The sequence below is a fragment of the Paenibacillus sp. PvP094 genome (assembly GCF_040546835.1).
In the GTDB taxonomy this organism is placed as follows: Bacteria; Bacillota; Bacilli; order Paenibacillales; family Paenibacillaceae; genus Paenibacillus; species Paenibacillus illinoisensis.
In genome coordinates this window covers 5,337,888-5,352,682 of the sequence record NZ_JBEPOM010000001.1, presented here as the reverse complement: position 1 = coordinate 5,352,682, position 14,795 = coordinate 5,337,888, and the positions used below count along the sequence as shown (strand labels likewise).

Sequence of the window (14,795 nt, the reverse complement as noted above, 5' to 3'; positions counted from 1 at the left end):
AAACCCAGACATGTCATTGTTGAAAATAGGAAGGATATGTATCCTGAAGGATGGCCAGATCTGTGACGGTCAGGTGAAGATGTTCCTGCATAATTCGTTCAGCCGTCTGGGCATCATGCTGCTGAATGGCCTCCACCATGGACCGGTGCTGCTGGATCAGATGATCCCACTGATGATCCGAAGACAAACGAAGCATCCGGCTTCGATTGAGGTGTACATTCATCTGCTGGATCACGGTCCATGTTTTGCTTTTGTTGCATCCTGCAAAAAGGGTGCTATGGAATTCCTCATCCAGTTGAAACATTCGTTCATCGTCCGGTTGCAGCAAACACGCTTTCTGCTGAGCAAGGTTTTGCTCCAATAAAATCATCTCCTGATCCGGAAAATGCTCGCATGCAAGCCGGATCACGGCCCGTTCCAGCTGCTCACGCATGAAGCGTGCTTCTTCAACGAGGTCTACCTGTATAAGAGAAACATATGTACCGCGCTGCGGATACACTTCAAGCAAACCTTCCTGTGCAAGTCTTACAAAACTCTCTCGAACAGGAGTACGGCTTACCTGAAACTCCAGCGATATTTCCTTCTCGGAGATAGCCGTACCGGGAGGCAATTTTAAACTTAGAATCAATTGCTTCAATGTAGCATAGACGATATCCCGGGTTGAGGAGGCTTGCTTATTCTTGGACGAAAGACCGTTTATGGAAGACGACAAACCGGCTTTGGACGAAAACTTGGGGATATATTCCACAACTTCAACTCCTTCAATGACATACTACCATACTTGTATGGTAGTATGGAAGCGCTTTTATTACATTTCAAATGGAATAATGAATGAATAATTGAGTTTTATCTGAAGTAGATGTAAAATATAGGTCGATAGGTTTAAACTCTTAAACCAATGCATATGAATGTATACAATGATTGAGCAGATTGAGGTGAACATATGGGTCAACAAGCGATAAGTATTTTCCAGTCCTGCATTCCATTATTCCAGGTGCTAAGCGATAACCACCGTCAAAATATTTTGTTAATCCTAACCGAGCGAGGTCAGATGACCGTAAACGAGATTACAGAGCAATCCAGTCTGTCGAGACCAGCCATCTCTCACCATCTCAAGTTACTGCTTGAGAAAGGGCTTATATCCGTGGAACAGAAGGGTACCCAGCGGTATTATTCCGCTTCCCTGAAGCCATCCGTTGAACTGTTGAAAGAACTGGTTGCTGCGTTGGAGAAAGAGTGTCTGTAGACAACTAATGAATCACAACGATGAAGCCCAAAGTCTTCCGTTCAATACGTTGGTTTGTTTAAACGTTTCATCAATATAAGTAGAGGAGATATACGATATGAGCACCTTGCAGGAATTAGATCGTCATGCGGTTAAGATGATTTTAGAGCAGCAGCACCAGTTTTTCCGTTCCGGGGCCACACGTTCAGCGGAGACTAGAATTGAGCGTTTAACCCAGCTGAAGCAGGCTATTCAGAACTATGAGTCCAAACTCACCGAAGCGCTGCATCAGGACTTGGGTAAAAGTGAGTTTGAATCCTACACGACCGAAATCGGTTTTATGATGGACAGCATCAAACACACGATACGAAAAATAAAAAATTGGGTCAAACCCGTTAAAGTAAAAACGCAGATGGCTCTGATCGGCTCCAAAAGTTACATTATCCCTGAGCCATATGGATCCGTGCTCATTATCGGACCTTTCAACTATCCGTTTCAGCTCCTGATGGAACCTCTGGTTGGTGCGATTGCCGCTGGGAACACCGCGGTGCTCAAAGCCTCGGAAAACACACCTGCCGTTTCGGCCGTTATTCGTGAAATAATCGCCTCGGTATTCGAGCCGGGTTATGTGCAAGTCGTAGAAGGCGCCAAGGACACAACGACAGCACTGATTAATGCTCCGTTTGACTACATTTTTTTTACGGGCAGTGTGCCGGTTGGTAAAATCGTCATGGAGGCTGCTGCCAAAAACCTCGTTCCTGTTACCCTGGAGCTTGGTGGGAAAAGTCCTGTCATTGTCGACGAGAAAGCAGATATTAAAGTTGCTGCTGAACGCATTATATGGGGTAAACTGCTCAATACGGGACAGACCTGTATCGCTCCGGATTATTTGCTTGTGCATGAACGAGTGAAGGAGCAGCTGATCTCGGAGATGAAAGCAGCTGTGGAGTCCTTCTTCGGTACAGACATTCAGCATAATCCCGATTATGGGCGCATCGTCAATCAGGCTCATTACAGAAGATTAACGAAGCTTATCGAACGGGACCAGGACAAAGTGATCTATGGCGGTCACTCTGATGAAGCGGATCGCTACATTGCACCGACACTGATTGACGCTGAATCCTGGGACGCAGCCACCATGGAAGATGAGATCTTCGGACCGATATTGCCTATAATCAGTTACCGCAGCATTGATGAAGCCATTGAGGCGATCTTGAAGCGTCCGAAGCCGCTGGCACTTTATTTGTTCACATCAGACATACAGCTTCAGGATAAAGTGCTCAGCGAGGTTTCTTTTGGAGGCGGCTGTATTAATGATACGATCACTCACGTAGCGAATCCACGGCTGCCATTTGGCGGTGTAGGACATTCCGGTATGGGCTCTTATCATGGGCGGTACAGCCTCGAAACCTTCTCACATATGAAAAGCGTGCTCAAAAAGAGCACCAAACTGAATTTGTCCATTTTGTACCCGCCGTACGATGGCAAGCTGAAGACAATCAAGCGTTTGTTGAAATAGTTTGTTGCAATAAGTACTGCTGCATCAGCAGAGGGATTTCATATTCATCTATTTCGCTCTACATTCTGACAGACTCACTGTGGAGCAAGCTGTTCCTGTCTGAATCGAGACGGTGACATGCCTGACCAACGCTTGAATTGACGGCTAAAGTGAGCGATATCCTTGTAACCGAGCATTGCAGCAATACTTTGAACGGACAGTTTCGGATTACCAAGCAGGACCTTTGCTTCGTGCAAAACCATCTCGGAGAGCGCCACGCGCGGAGACTGACCAAATACCTGCTTGAACACACGGTTACAATGAGAGGAGCTAATCCCCAGTTCAGCAGCAATGTCATCAATTCCATAGTGGCTGTCAGTTTCATTGCCTTGCTTAAATTGCTGGTTTACCAGCCCTTGGAGTCGATTCCGGATCTGATGAGCAAGCTCAATCCGTTCATATCCTTCGGAGAACAGATGCGCTGCCTCCTGAGAGACGGCTTCCCACAAGTGCCCGAATAATTCGAATACAGCGGATTGCAGCTGCATGCGCTGAACCATTGTATTCGGTATCGATTCTTCATTTGCAGAATTCATTAATTTGCTCAGAACCGGCTCAATTTTTAATGTAACCGGATTGTCTGCATGGAAGAGGGTCTGCTTGATTCGGGCAAGCAAGGAGAGGAACAACTGATCATCGATATCAAAGTGCATGCAGAAATAGGTAAATCCCTGACCGTCCTGGCTCTGGCTGGAATGAACGCTTCCTGGAGGAATGAGGAGCAGTTCGCCAGCCTTTTGTGTGTACATTTGTCCGTTCACCGACATGAGCTGCACACCTTCTGTCACATAGTTCAGCTCATACTGCGGGTGTTCATGTGCCGGATAATTCCAGTCCGCACCAACACTCCGCAGATGAATGGCAAAGAGATTGACGGTGGTCTGTACATCCGGGTAGAAGACCTCATGTACACTTTCACCCAGAGCGGGAGGCAAATAAGTAGAAGACATCGGAGACCTCCTTTATAATAGAAACTATTAATATGGGCAGTCAGCCTTATATGGCTGGCGTGATCAAATTTAAATGTAATCGCTTTAATCCATTATAAACGCTCAGCTTGATTTGGGTAAATATCCGATTGATTTGTCCATGGTCTAGGGCGGAATGAGCATGTTAGGATGAGGCTATGAAAACGTATGCAAACCATATTGAGAGGGGTCATCGTTCATGAGCACATCCAAATCAATCTTTTATAACGCCCACCACTCACCGATCGGAGCTTTTGCAAGTTTTACACTTGGATACAAAGGTGCCAAGGGGGGACTCGGCCTGGAGCTGGGAAAACCTGCAGACCAAAATATATATATAGGATTACAATCTCGCGATGGCGAACATTATGAGGCACTGCCTTTTTTTGCAGCGACCGAGGATGAGAGTGTGCGCTACGATGTAGAGAAACTGGACAATGCAGAAAGCGGAATAGAAGAGGGAGCCGAAACACTGGCTCAGTCCCAGGCACATACTTCAACCCGATCGAAGCGTCCGCTCATTGCAGCATTTCGTGATGAAGAAATTACACGTGAATTCAAGTCCGGTACAGACACCTGGACAGCGGGAGATCTGACTTTCCGGATCTATTCGCCAGTTCGCCCTGTACCTGAACCGAAGCATGGTGATATTGAACAATTAAAAGATGCCTTGGTTCCAGCGGTTCTCGTGGAGATGACGATTGATAACACGCAAGGACAGCAGTCACGAAGAGCATATTTCGGATACCAGGGTAATGATCCGTATTCGGCAATGCGCATGATCGGCGGACCCGAGGGCGGAAAGCTCACAGGTGTCGGACAGGGAAGGCTTACAGCGATTATGTCTGCAGATGATGGACTGTACCCTGCACTTGGGTTCACGTTAGATAAAATCCTGCAGGAAAAACATTTGGAGAATCTGGCTTTTGGATTAGGTCGCACAGCTGCATTGCTTATGGAAGTCCCTGCTGGAGAGAAACGTACATATCACTTCGCAGTTTGTTTTTACCGCGGTGGCATCGTCACTTCCGGTTTGGATACGACGTACTGGTATACCCGATATTTCGCGGATATCCAGGAAGCTGGCCAGTATGCCCTCGACCGTTTCGACGCATTGACATCATCTTGCGTGGAAGCAGAACAGCGTCTGGGTACCAGCTCACTGACGGATGATCAGGCATTTATGCTCGCGCATTCCATTCATAGTTATTATGCAAGCACGCAGCTGTTGGACGCAGATGGAGAACCGTTCTGGATCGTCAATGAAGGCGAGTACCGGATGATGAACACCCTTGATCTGACAGCAGATCAGTTATATTTTGAACTTGCCCTGAACCCTTGGACCGTACGCAACGAGCTTGAGTGGTTTGTGAAACGTTACAGCTACACCGATCAGGTTCGCTTCCCCGGGGAAGATCAATTGTACCCAGGTGGCTTGACATTCACCCATGATATTGGTGTGGCGAATGTGTTCTCCCGTCCAGGACATTCTGCCTATGAGTTAGTGGGAATAGATGATTGCTTTTCCCAGATGAGTCATGAAGAGCTTGTGAACTGGCTGTGCTGTGCAACCGTCTACATTGAACAAACCGAGGATCAGGAATTTGTGAAGCAGATGCTACCTGTAATTCAGGATTGCTTCGAAAGCATTGCTGAACCGGGATCACCCGGATGAAGATCAGCGTAACGGTCTGATGGGACTGGATAGCAGCCGCACGAAGGGCGGAGCAGAAATTACGACGTATGACAGCCTTGATGTGTCACTCGGTCAATCCCGTAACAATATTTATCTGGCAGGGAAATGTTGGGCTGTATATGTGGCTCTTGAAAAGCTGTTTGCCGCGGAGAAACTCTCGGATTTATCCCTTCAGGCCGGACGTCAGGCTGATCGCTGTGCCGCGAGTGTTGCAGCCCAGTTGACGGAAGGAGGCTACATCCCGGCTGTTATTGCAGAGAATAACGATTCCCGTATCATCCCGGCTATAGAGGGGTTGGTATTCCCTTACTTTACAGGCTGTGAAGGTGCACTGGATGAACACGGCCGGTTTGGTTCTTACCTGCAGGCACTCCGAACCCATTTGAAGACCGTTCTAGTACCAGGTACTTGTCTATTCGAAGATGGTGGATGGAAGCTGTCCTCGACAAGTAATAACTCGTGGTTAAGCAAAATCTATCTGTCCCAGTTTATCACTAGAGAAATACTGGGCATGGAATGGGATGAATCAGGGCAGGCATCCGATGCCGCGCATGTGAACTGGCTGCTGCACCCCGAAGAGTCTTACTGGTGCTGGAGTGACCAGATCCTGTCGGGCGTTGCCGTAGGCAGCAAATATTACCCGCGCGGAGTAACATCCATCCTTTGGCTGTTGGAAGGCAAAGGTACACGTTTGGAACAGATCTATGCTAGCAAGGAGGCGATACGATGAATCGTTCAATCGTTCAACAAAACTTAGCTGGCCCGCAGTATGATGCGTGGCTTGGATATCTCTCTGGTGAATACAGTCGTAAGGGTACTGCAAGTCAGACGGTTCCTGCTTGGGTGAAACGTATAAATACTATAGAGAAGCATGAAGTCATTGCTACAGCTCTGGAGGAGCTTACACTAGGATTGGAGAGATTGTTCGGTGAGAAACCAATAACAGTCTTATCCGGTACCGACCTTACGGATAAACAGTCTTCCCATGATCCTGGTATCTGGATTGGTACGTGGGCAGGCAATTCACTTCTTGCAGAGGCGTTCAGCGAGAGTGAACGTGCCGCTGTTCAAGGTGAAGGCTTCGTCATCCGTGAAGACGAGGAACTAGCCAGACTCTTCATTGGTGCTGAGACACCTCAAGGTGTACTGTATGGTACATTCCATTTGCTCAGAGAGCTGGTACTGGCACAGGGGAGTTCAAGTGAGGCGGATACATCCCCGAATAAATGGAGTCATGTGATTGAGCAGCCACGTAATGCGCTGCGGATGATTAATCAATGGGATAACGTGGATGGAAGCATTGAACGCGGATATGCCGGTAAATCCATCTTTTATGAAAATGGAGAATTCACGCAAGATATCGTACGCATTCGGGATTATGCACGATTGCTCGCTTCGACTGGCATCAATGCCATCTCCATCAACAATGTCAACGTGCATCAGCGCGAAACATTGTTTCTGACAGAACGCTTTCTGAGTGATGTAGCTCGTGTGGCCTCTGCATTCAGAGCGTACGGCATCCGACTTTACTTAAGCGCCAACTACGCAAGCCCAATGGAGATCGGCGGATTGCTTACCGCAGATCCCCTGGATGAGCAAGTACGAGAATGGTGGAACATTCAGACTGCCAAAGTGTATGCGGCCATCCCTGACTTTGGTGGTTACCTGATCAAAGCGGATTCCGAAAATCGACCAGGTCCATTTACGTACAATCGGGATCACGCAGACGGGGCGAACATGCTAGCTGAAGCACTTCGTCCATTTGGTGGATTGGTTATTTGGCGCTGTTTCGTCTACAACTGCAAGCAGGACTGGCGTGATCGCTCCACAGACCGTGCGCGTGCTGCCTATGACCACTTTAAGCCTTTGGATGGCCGGTTTGCAGATAACGTTATTTTGCAGATCAAAAATGGTCCGATGGATTTTCAGGTCAGGGAAGCTGTATCTCCGCTGTTCGGAGCGATGGATAAGACCAATCAGGTACTCGAATTTCAGATCACACAGGAATATACAGGTCAGCAGCGGCATTTATGTTATCTGATTCCACAGTGGAAAGAAGTATTGGATTTCGACACCTATGCGAAGGGACAAGGATCGGAAGTTAAACGTATTGCGGATGGTTCCCTGTACAACAGACCTCATAGCGGTTTTGCTGCTGTTTCGAATATTGGTGCAGATGCATGCTGGACAGGACATCCACTTGCTCAGGCCAATTTGTACGGTTATGGTAGACTCGCCTGGAATCCCGAACTGTCTTCGGAAAAGATTGCGGACGAATGGGTTAGACTCACGTTTGGGCACGACGAAGAGGTTGTTCGTCTCATCTCTGGCATGCTTCTGGACTCTCTGGGCATCTACGAAAATTATACGGCGCCGCTCGGAGTAGGCTGGATGGTTAATCCGGATCATCATTATGGCCCCAATGTGGACGGTTATGAATATTCCAAGTGGGGAACGTATCACTTCGCGGATTGTAAGGGCATTGGAGTAGATCGGACCGTACAGAGCGGTACAGGTTATACATCGCAGTATCATACTGAAAATGCGGAACGATATGAAAATGTCACGACCTGTCCGGATGAGCTGCTGTTATTCTTCCACCATGTTCCTTATACGCATGTGCTGCATTCTGGCAAGACCGTCATTCAGCACATTTATGATACACACTTCAAGGGTGCGGAACAGGCGCAAGCTTTAGCGGAAACCTGGAGTAAGCTCGAAGGTAAAGTGGACCCGGAAATTTTCGAAACCGTAGCTCTGCGTCAGGACAATCAGGCCGAGCATGCCAAGGAATGGCGGGACATGATTAATACGTACTTCTATCGCAAGAGTGGTATTGAGGATGAGCAGGGAAGAACCATTTATTAATAGAGAATTCAGCTACACACACCTTGTTTTATTAAATGAAAGAGCAGCATTGGCAACCAAGAGGAGGCGAAAACCCAATGGGACAGCATCAATTACCCCAGACTATGAAAGCAGCTGTAATGACTGAACCTGGACGAATCATCATCGAAGAACAGGCTGTACCGAAGCCTGCCGAGGACGAAGTTCTGATTCAGGTCATGGCAGTGGGCGTGTGCGGGTCGGATGTGCATTATTTTGAACACGGAAGAATCGGCAGATTTGTAGTGGAAAAGCCCATTATTCTGGGGCATGAATGTGCAGGTATTGTAGCTGCAGTAGGCTCGAACGTATCACGCTTGAAGGCGGGTGACCGGGTTGCCATCGAACCAGGCGTTACTTGTGGACGCTGCGTGGCATGTAAGGAAGGTCGCTATAATCTGTGTCCAGATGTACAATTCCTTGCTACCCCGCCTGTTGATGGTGCATTTGTACAATACATGACCATTCGTGAGGATATGGTTTTTCCAATCCCGGATCATCTGTCCTTTGAGGAAGCTGCCTTGAACGAGCCTTTTTCGGTAGGTATTCACGCGGCGCGTCGTAGTAAACTTGCTCCAGGAACCACGCTGGCGATCATGGGCATGGGACCTGTTGGACTGATGGCTGTCGCTGCTGCAAAATCATTTGGAGTCGACAAAATTATCGTTACGGATCTGGAGGAAGTTCGACTTGAAGCTGCTCGGCGTATGGGAGCCACGCATACGATCAATGTGAGAAACGAGGATGCACAGACGGTCATTCGAGAGTTAACGAATGGAATCGGTGTGGATACGGCTTGGGAAACTGCAGGGAACCCCAAAGCGCTCCAATCTGCATTGTATTCACTGCGGCGGGGAGGCAAACTTGCCATTGTGGGCCTGCCGGCACAGGATGAGATCGCACTGAATGTTCCTTTTATCGCCGATAACGAGGTTGATATATACGGGATATTCCGCTATGCCAACACCTATCCAGCTGGAATTGAGTTCCTGAGCTCCGGTCAGCACGATGTATTGTCCTTGATCACTGATCGTTATTCATTGGATGAAACTCAACAAGCGATGGAACGGGCGCTTAACAATAAGAGCGGCAGTCTTAAAGTGATGGTCTATCCCAACGGCATGTAATTCTCTACTCAGGAAGTCCCGATTCAGGGACTTCTTTTTTTCATTTTTACTAAATAAATGATTATACAAGCTCCCATAACATGGTATAATTCATGAAGATTTTAATATATAAATGGATACAAACCACTCTGGTTGGTAAGCTACTTAGCGAAAGGAACTGAAGGTTGTGAGAACACATGAATTTACGATTCACTCTGATTTTCACCGGGATGATCTGATGTCTATATCTTCTGAAGCGTCACGTTTTGCCTCGGATATTTCATTGTCGTTTGTTGAGTCTGAGCATGAGCATCGTGTAGATGTCAAAAGCCTGCTTGGTATGGCGCTTCTTCCGATTCGTCATGGCAGTATAGTCAGATTGCAGACGCGAGGAAGAGATGAATTGGAGGCTCTGGAGTACATGCTGGATGTACTGGAGAAGGGAATAACTTAGAACGAGATCAGGTGCAGATTGTGGCGAATAGGTAAATATTTATCGTTTCTTCAAATCCTGCTGGTACTTTGTCCAAAAAAAGAGTATAATAAAATTTAGTTCTATCCAAGGAAGTACCCATTTAAAGGAGTGTAAATAGATTATGCCAAAAGCTGATATCCATCCAAAGACACAAACGGTTATTTTTTACGATGCAAGTGCTGATTACAAATTCCTGAGCTCTTCGACTAAATTCTCGAACGAGACAATGGAATGGGAAGATGGTAACACTTACCCTGTAATCCGTGTGGACACTAGTTCCGCATCCCACCCTTTCTTCACTGGTAAACAAAGAAACGTGGACATCGGTGGTCGTGTTGACAAGTTCAACCGTAAATACAACCTCAAAAACTAGTTTGTCCATAGATGACAAGATCAACCTCGGGAATTCGTTTCCGGGGTTTTTCTATGTCTTGAACATCATTTGCAGGTCTACCAAGGCTCCAAACGCTGACAAATTTGATTAAGGATTGCGCTTACATATCATTCAGAGGTAAACTAGAACATGAGTGAAATCATATTGGAGGAGGAAATAGAGATGAGTAGTATTACACATATGGTTACGTTTACACTTTACGCTGGCAAGGATACAGCAGAGGCAGAAGCTTTTCTGAAGGAAAGTGCGGATGCACTTGCAGTCATTCCGGGCGTGGAGAACTTTCAGGTACTGCGTCAGGTAAGCGCCAAAAATGAGTTTGACTACGGTTTCTCAATGGTTTTCGCCGATCAAGCAGCTTATGAAGCTTACAATGAGCACCCGGTTCACCGCAAATACGTGGAGGAACGTTGGGAGAAGGAAGTTAGTCGTTTTCAGGAAATTGATCTGATTAATCACGGAATATGATATAAGCCTTTAATTATTAGGTCAGGGAATGACACGTTTCGAAACCGTTTTAGTTCATCATGCTGCATTTGCAGTGTTTTCATTCATTGATATAGAACCAGAGAGGTGCTGTCGCCATGCAATTGGATCTTACAGGCAAGACCGCGCTGGTCACTGGCTCCACTGGACAACTCGGGAGAGTCATCGCCCGTACGCTGGCTCGTTGTGGTGCCGATCTCGCGCTGCATTACATAAACAATGAAACGAAAGCTCTCGAACTTAAGCAAGAGATTGAGGCTGGTGGTAGACAGGCAGTTATCGTGCAGGGAGATATTACGAAACAGGAAACGGCTACGCAAATGCGGGATCAGATTCAGGCTGGTCTTGGCGTCGCTGGAGTTGACATTGTGGTGGCTAATGCAGTTATTCAATATGAATGGACCACGGTGCTCGAACAATCTCCCGAAGACTACATCAGCCAGTTCGAATCTTGTGTGCTACAAAGTGTGTATCTCGCCAAGGCATTCATTCCGTACATGAAGGAAGCTAGAGGTGGTCGATTTATCGGCATTAACACGGAATGTGCCATGCAGAACTTTGAGACACAATCGGCATATACCGCTGGGAAACGTGGGATGGATGGACTGTATCGGGTTCTTGCCAAGGAAGTGGGAGAGTATCAAATTACCGTCAACCAAGTCGCTCCAGGCTGGACGATAAGCGATCGTGATCGTAACAGCGAGCCTGGACATGATGAGGGTTACACGCGTACAGTTCCTTTGAAACGCAGGGGTGAAGATCAGGAGATTGCCAATGCGGTAGCCTTTTTGGCTTCGGATCTGTCCTCATTTATTACAGGTGCCTATATCCCGGTCAATGGCGGCAACGTGATGCCAGCTATTTAATTTGAAGATGTGTTAAAGATGTGTTAATTGAAACACTTATATATTTATATCTTGTTTGAGAAAGAATCATTGAAACACCCCTATCTAGCTCCGTGTAGACGGAATGGCTTAGGGGTGTTTTGTTTTATATATCTAAAAATACATATGATTTTGATTCGGTTTTCGAAAGATTGGGGTATTAGAATAGGTATATTAACCGGGTGGAAACATAACTCAAAATAAGCGATTAAAGGAGATCAGCTATGAAAAAAACAATCGCAGATGTACTGGTAGAAGCATTATTAAATGCAGGAATTAAACGAATTTATGGCATCGTGGGTGATTCTCTGAATGCCGTACTGGATTCCATCCGGCGGTCGGGTAAAATCGAATGGATTCATGTTCGTCATGAAGAGGTAGCTGCATTTGCCGCTGGAGCTGATTCGCAGGTCAGTGGAAGTATCGCAGTCTGTGCTGGCAGCAGCGGGCCAGGAAACATGCATCTGATTAACGGCTTGTACGATTGTCACCGAAACCGTGTGCCTGTACTTGCTCTTGCTGCTCATATTCCTAGTGATGAGATCGGAAGCGATTATTTTCAATCGACTCACCCGGAATATCTCTTCCAGGAATGCAGTCATTATTGCGAGGTCATTACGACTGCCAAGCAAATGCCTCGATCGGTTACGATGGCGCTACAAACTGCGGTCTCGCGTTCAGGCGTATCAGTCATTGTTCTTCCAGGCGACGTGGCAGGTCTTGAGGCAGCGAATCTGCCTGTCCCCGAGCATGTTTACCATGTGACACAGCCTGTTGTTCACCCCTCTGAGCAGGAATTGCGGAAATTGGCCGATTACCTGAATCAGGACAAAAAAATCACATTACTCTGTGGTGCGGGATGTGCTGGTGCGCGGGAATCTCTCATGCAGCTGTGTGATCGTCTGAAATCCCCAATGGTTATCGCTTTGCGTGGTAAGGAGTATCTGGAGTACGACAATCCCTATTCAGTCGGCTTGACCGGCTTGATCGGGTACTCATCCGGTTATCATGCCATGATGGACTGTGATGTTTTGTTAATGCTTGGAACAGATTTCCCCTATCGTCAATTCTATCCGGAGGATGCGATCGTGCTTCAGGTCGATATACAGTCATCCCATCTTGGTCGGCGTACGAAGCTGGACTATGGGTTGTGCGGAGATGTCAAATCGACCATTGAGGCTTTGATGCCTTTACTGACGCACGAGCATCATGACAAACATCTGCGTAAAAGTGTGGACCATTATCTGAAGGTACGTAAGGAGCTGGATGAACTTGCTGTCGGTAAACCTGGAAAGAAACCGATTCATCCTCAGTATCTAACCAAAGTAATCAGTGATGCTGCTGGGGAGAATGCCATTTTCACCTGTGATGTAGGTACACCTACGGTATGGGCTGCACGCTACCTGGAGATGAGCAGTAACCGAAGATTACTGGGTTCATTCAATCACGGTACCATGGCAAATGCACTTCCACAGGCGATAGGTGCACAGGTAGCGAATCCGGGAAGACAAGTGATCTCACTGTCCGGAGATGGCGGGCTTGCGATGTTAATGGGGGACCTGCTGACGCTCAAACAGCATAATCTTCCGGTCAAAGTGGTCGTGTTCAACAACGGTGCGCTGAGCTTTGTGGAGCTGGAGATGAAAGCGGCAGGATTCCTAGAATCTGGCACCGAACTCGTGAATCCCAACTTCGCCATGGTTGCACAAGCGATGGGCATCGAAGGTATTCGGGTAGAAGACCCCGCAGAACTGGAGGGAGCGGTGGAACGTGCACTTCAACATGATGGACCTGTCCTGATCGATGCTGTCGTGAATCGTCAGGAGCTGTCCTTACCTCCTAAGATTAATATAAAACAGGCAGAAGGTTTCACGTTGTGGATGATGAAGGCGGTGCTCAACGGGCGTGGCGATGAATTGATCGAGCTTGCCAAAACCAACTTGCTCAGATAATGTGCGTGTAATGCGTAATCTACTTGCTCTATAGTACATCTCACATGGATGGAGAGGGTAAATTCACCAAATGGTGAATCCTCTCCTTCCCGAGATGGCAAGGTTGTGATCCAAATCATGGTATGTACTTATATGAAATGGTTTGTTTTTACGTCGTAAGTCCATTAAAATAGATAAAGTCAGGCAGGATTTATGTCAGATTTAACCTACATATGTCGCAAATTGTTGAATTACATTTTATCGCAATGAGCCGATCCGATGACAAGATGACTAACACAACTGGAGGAGATCAGAATGAGTCATACAGGTAAAGTAGCCATTATTACCGGAGCAGGAAGTGGATTGGGTCAAGCAGCTGCACTGAAGCTGGCAGAAAAGGGCGCATCCATTGTGGTTGTTGATCTCGTCGAGGAGACTGGTCTAGCAACAGTGAAGCAGATTGAGAAGCTTGGTGCCAAAGCCATTTTCGTACAGGCCGATGTTAGCAAGGCGAGTGACGTTGAGAATTATGTCAAAAAAACCGTTGAAGAGTTCGGACGAATCGATATGTTCTTCAACAACGCAGGGATCGCAGGGCCTGGTATTAAGCTCATCGAACACACAATTGAGCAGTTCGACCAGATTATCGATATTAATCTTAGAAGCGTATTTTATGGACTGAAATATGTCATCACCGAAATGCTGAAAACGGGCGGCGGTGCCATTCTGAACACGGCTTCAACGGCAGGTATTGTCGGTGTTCCGGCAGTTGCTCCTTACGCGGCTACCAAGCACGGTGTAGTTGGTTTGACCCGTACAGCAGCCATTGAGTATGGCAAAGACAATATTCGTGTCAATGCGATTGCACCAGGAACAATCGAGACGCCAATGGTCATTCAATTCGGCAAGGACAACCCGGAAGTGTTCAAAGCAACCGTGGACAGCATTCCGTCCGGACGTCTTGGTAAGCCGGAAGAGATCGCGAATCTCGTTGCCTTCCTGTTGGGTGATGAAGCTCCTTATATCAATGGTGCTGTGTATCCGATTGACGGCGCAGTAACTGCACAATAATATCGCATAAAGAGAAAGAGGCCTGTCATACACAGGGCCTCTTTTTTGTCTTCCCTCTCCAAGTTTATATTTGTCACCACGTTGCGGATGCAACGTTAGCAGCATCGGCTTCAAG

At 47.2% G+C, this 14,795-nt stretch carries 14 protein-coding genes; 12 read left to right on the top strand and 2 right to left on the bottom strand.

The annotated features are described in order from the left end of the window. Nucleotides 1-13: 13 nt before the first annotated feature. Complete coding sequence (locus tag ABIC22_RS24330) at nucleotides 14-700, bottom strand: GntR family transcriptional regulator (RefSeq protein ID WP_354486082.1); 687 nt, start codon at nucleotides 698-700, stop codon at nucleotides 14-16. A gap of 243 nt (nucleotides 701-943) precedes the next feature. Between ABIC22_RS24330 and ABIC22_RS24325 the strand changes: the two genes are divergently transcribed. After that, on the top strand, nucleotides 944-1,246 hold the full coding sequence (locus ABIC22_RS24325) for an ArsR/SmtB family transcription factor (RefSeq protein ID WP_095287060.1): 303 nt from the start codon (nucleotides 944-946) through the stop codon (nucleotides 1,244-1,246). Between the two features lie 97 nt (nucleotides 1,247-1,343). Next, the gene (locus ABIC22_RS24320) at nucleotides 1,344-2,744 is read left to right on the top strand and encodes an aldehyde dehydrogenase (protein ID WP_354484424.1); all 1,401 of its coding nucleotides are present in this window, start codon (nucleotides 1,344-1,346) and stop codon (nucleotides 2,742-2,744) included. A gap of 74 nt (nucleotides 2,745-2,818) precedes the next feature. Here ABIC22_RS24320 and ABIC22_RS24315 read toward each other — a convergent pair whose 3' ends face one another. Then, nucleotides 2,819-3,733 (bottom strand): AraC family transcriptional regulator, encoded by a 915-nt coding sequence (locus tag ABIC22_RS24315; protein WP_354484422.1) that lies wholly within the window; start codon nucleotides 3,731-3,733, stop codon nucleotides 2,819-2,821. Between the two features lie 217 nt (nucleotides 3,734-3,950). Between ABIC22_RS24315 and ABIC22_RS24310 the strand changes: the two genes are divergently transcribed. The 10 genes from ABIC22_RS24310 (at nucleotide 3,951) to ABIC22_RS24270 (ending at nucleotide 14,680) form a co-directional block, all read left to right on the top strand. Beyond that, the gene (locus tag ABIC22_RS24310) at nucleotides 3,951-5,426 is read left to right on the top strand and encodes a glycoside hydrolase family 52 protein (protein WP_483312564.1); all 1,476 of its coding nucleotides are present in this window, start codon (nucleotides 3,951-3,953) and stop codon (nucleotides 5,424-5,426) included. Further along, nucleotides 5,401-6,177, top strand: coding sequence for a hypothetical protein (locus ABIC22_RS30155; protein ID WP_483312563.1), 777 nt, complete (start codon nucleotides 5,401-5,403; stop codon nucleotides 6,175-6,177). The genes ABIC22_RS24310 and ABIC22_RS30155 overlap by 26 nt, the downstream gene beginning before the upstream one ends. Continuing rightward, a complete protein-coding gene (locus ABIC22_RS24305) occupies nucleotides 6,174-8,315 on the top strand; it encodes an alpha-glucuronidase family glycosyl hydrolase (RefSeq protein ID WP_354484420.1) in 2,142 nt (713 codons plus the stop codon). Before ABIC22_RS30155 ends, ABIC22_RS24305 begins: the two co-directional genes overlap by 4 nt. A 77-nt stretch (nucleotides 8,316-8,392) precedes the next feature. After that, nucleotides 8,393-9,460: an NAD(P)-dependent alcohol dehydrogenase gene (locus ABIC22_RS24300; protein ID WP_354484418.1), complete on the top strand. Its 1,068-nt coding sequence runs from the start codon at nucleotides 8,393-8,395 to the stop codon at nucleotides 9,458-9,460. 166 nt (nucleotides 9,461-9,626) lie between these two features. Beyond that, nucleotides 9,627-9,893 (top strand): HPr family phosphocarrier protein, encoded by a 267-nt coding sequence (locus ABIC22_RS24295; protein WP_354484416.1) that lies wholly within the window; start codon nucleotides 9,627-9,629, stop codon nucleotides 9,891-9,893. 142 nt (nucleotides 9,894-10,035) lie between these two features. Next, nucleotides 10,036-10,287, top strand: coding sequence for a type B 50S ribosomal protein L31 (locus ABIC22_RS24290; protein WP_095357971.1), 252 nt, complete (start codon nucleotides 10,036-10,038; stop codon nucleotides 10,285-10,287). Nucleotides 10,288-10,470: 183 nt separating this feature from the next. Continuing rightward, nucleotides 10,471-10,776, top strand: coding sequence for a Dabb family protein (locus ABIC22_RS24285; protein ID WP_354484414.1), 306 nt, complete (start codon nucleotides 10,471-10,473; stop codon nucleotides 10,774-10,776). Nucleotides 10,777-10,892: 116 nt separating this feature from the next. Then, nucleotides 10,893-11,660, top strand: a complete 768-nt coding sequence (locus tag ABIC22_RS24280) for an SDR family NAD(P)-dependent oxidoreductase (RefSeq protein WP_154894288.1) — start codon at nucleotides 10,893-10,895, stop codon at nucleotides 11,658-11,660. 242 nt (nucleotides 11,661-11,902) lie between these two features. Beyond that, nucleotides 11,903-13,630 carry a ubiquinone-dependent pyruvate dehydrogenase gene (poxB, locus tag ABIC22_RS24275; RefSeq protein ID WP_154894287.1) on the top strand — a complete coding sequence of 576 codons (1,728 nt, stop codon included), beginning with the start codon at nucleotides 11,903-11,905 and terminating at the stop codon, nucleotides 13,628-13,630. Between the two features lie 294 nt (nucleotides 13,631-13,924). After that, entirely contained in the window at nucleotides 13,925-14,680 is a 756-nt protein-coding gene (locus ABIC22_RS24270) for an SDR family NAD(P)-dependent oxidoreductase (protein WP_127540066.1), read from the top strand. Nucleotides 14,681-14,795 lie beyond the last annotated feature (115 nt).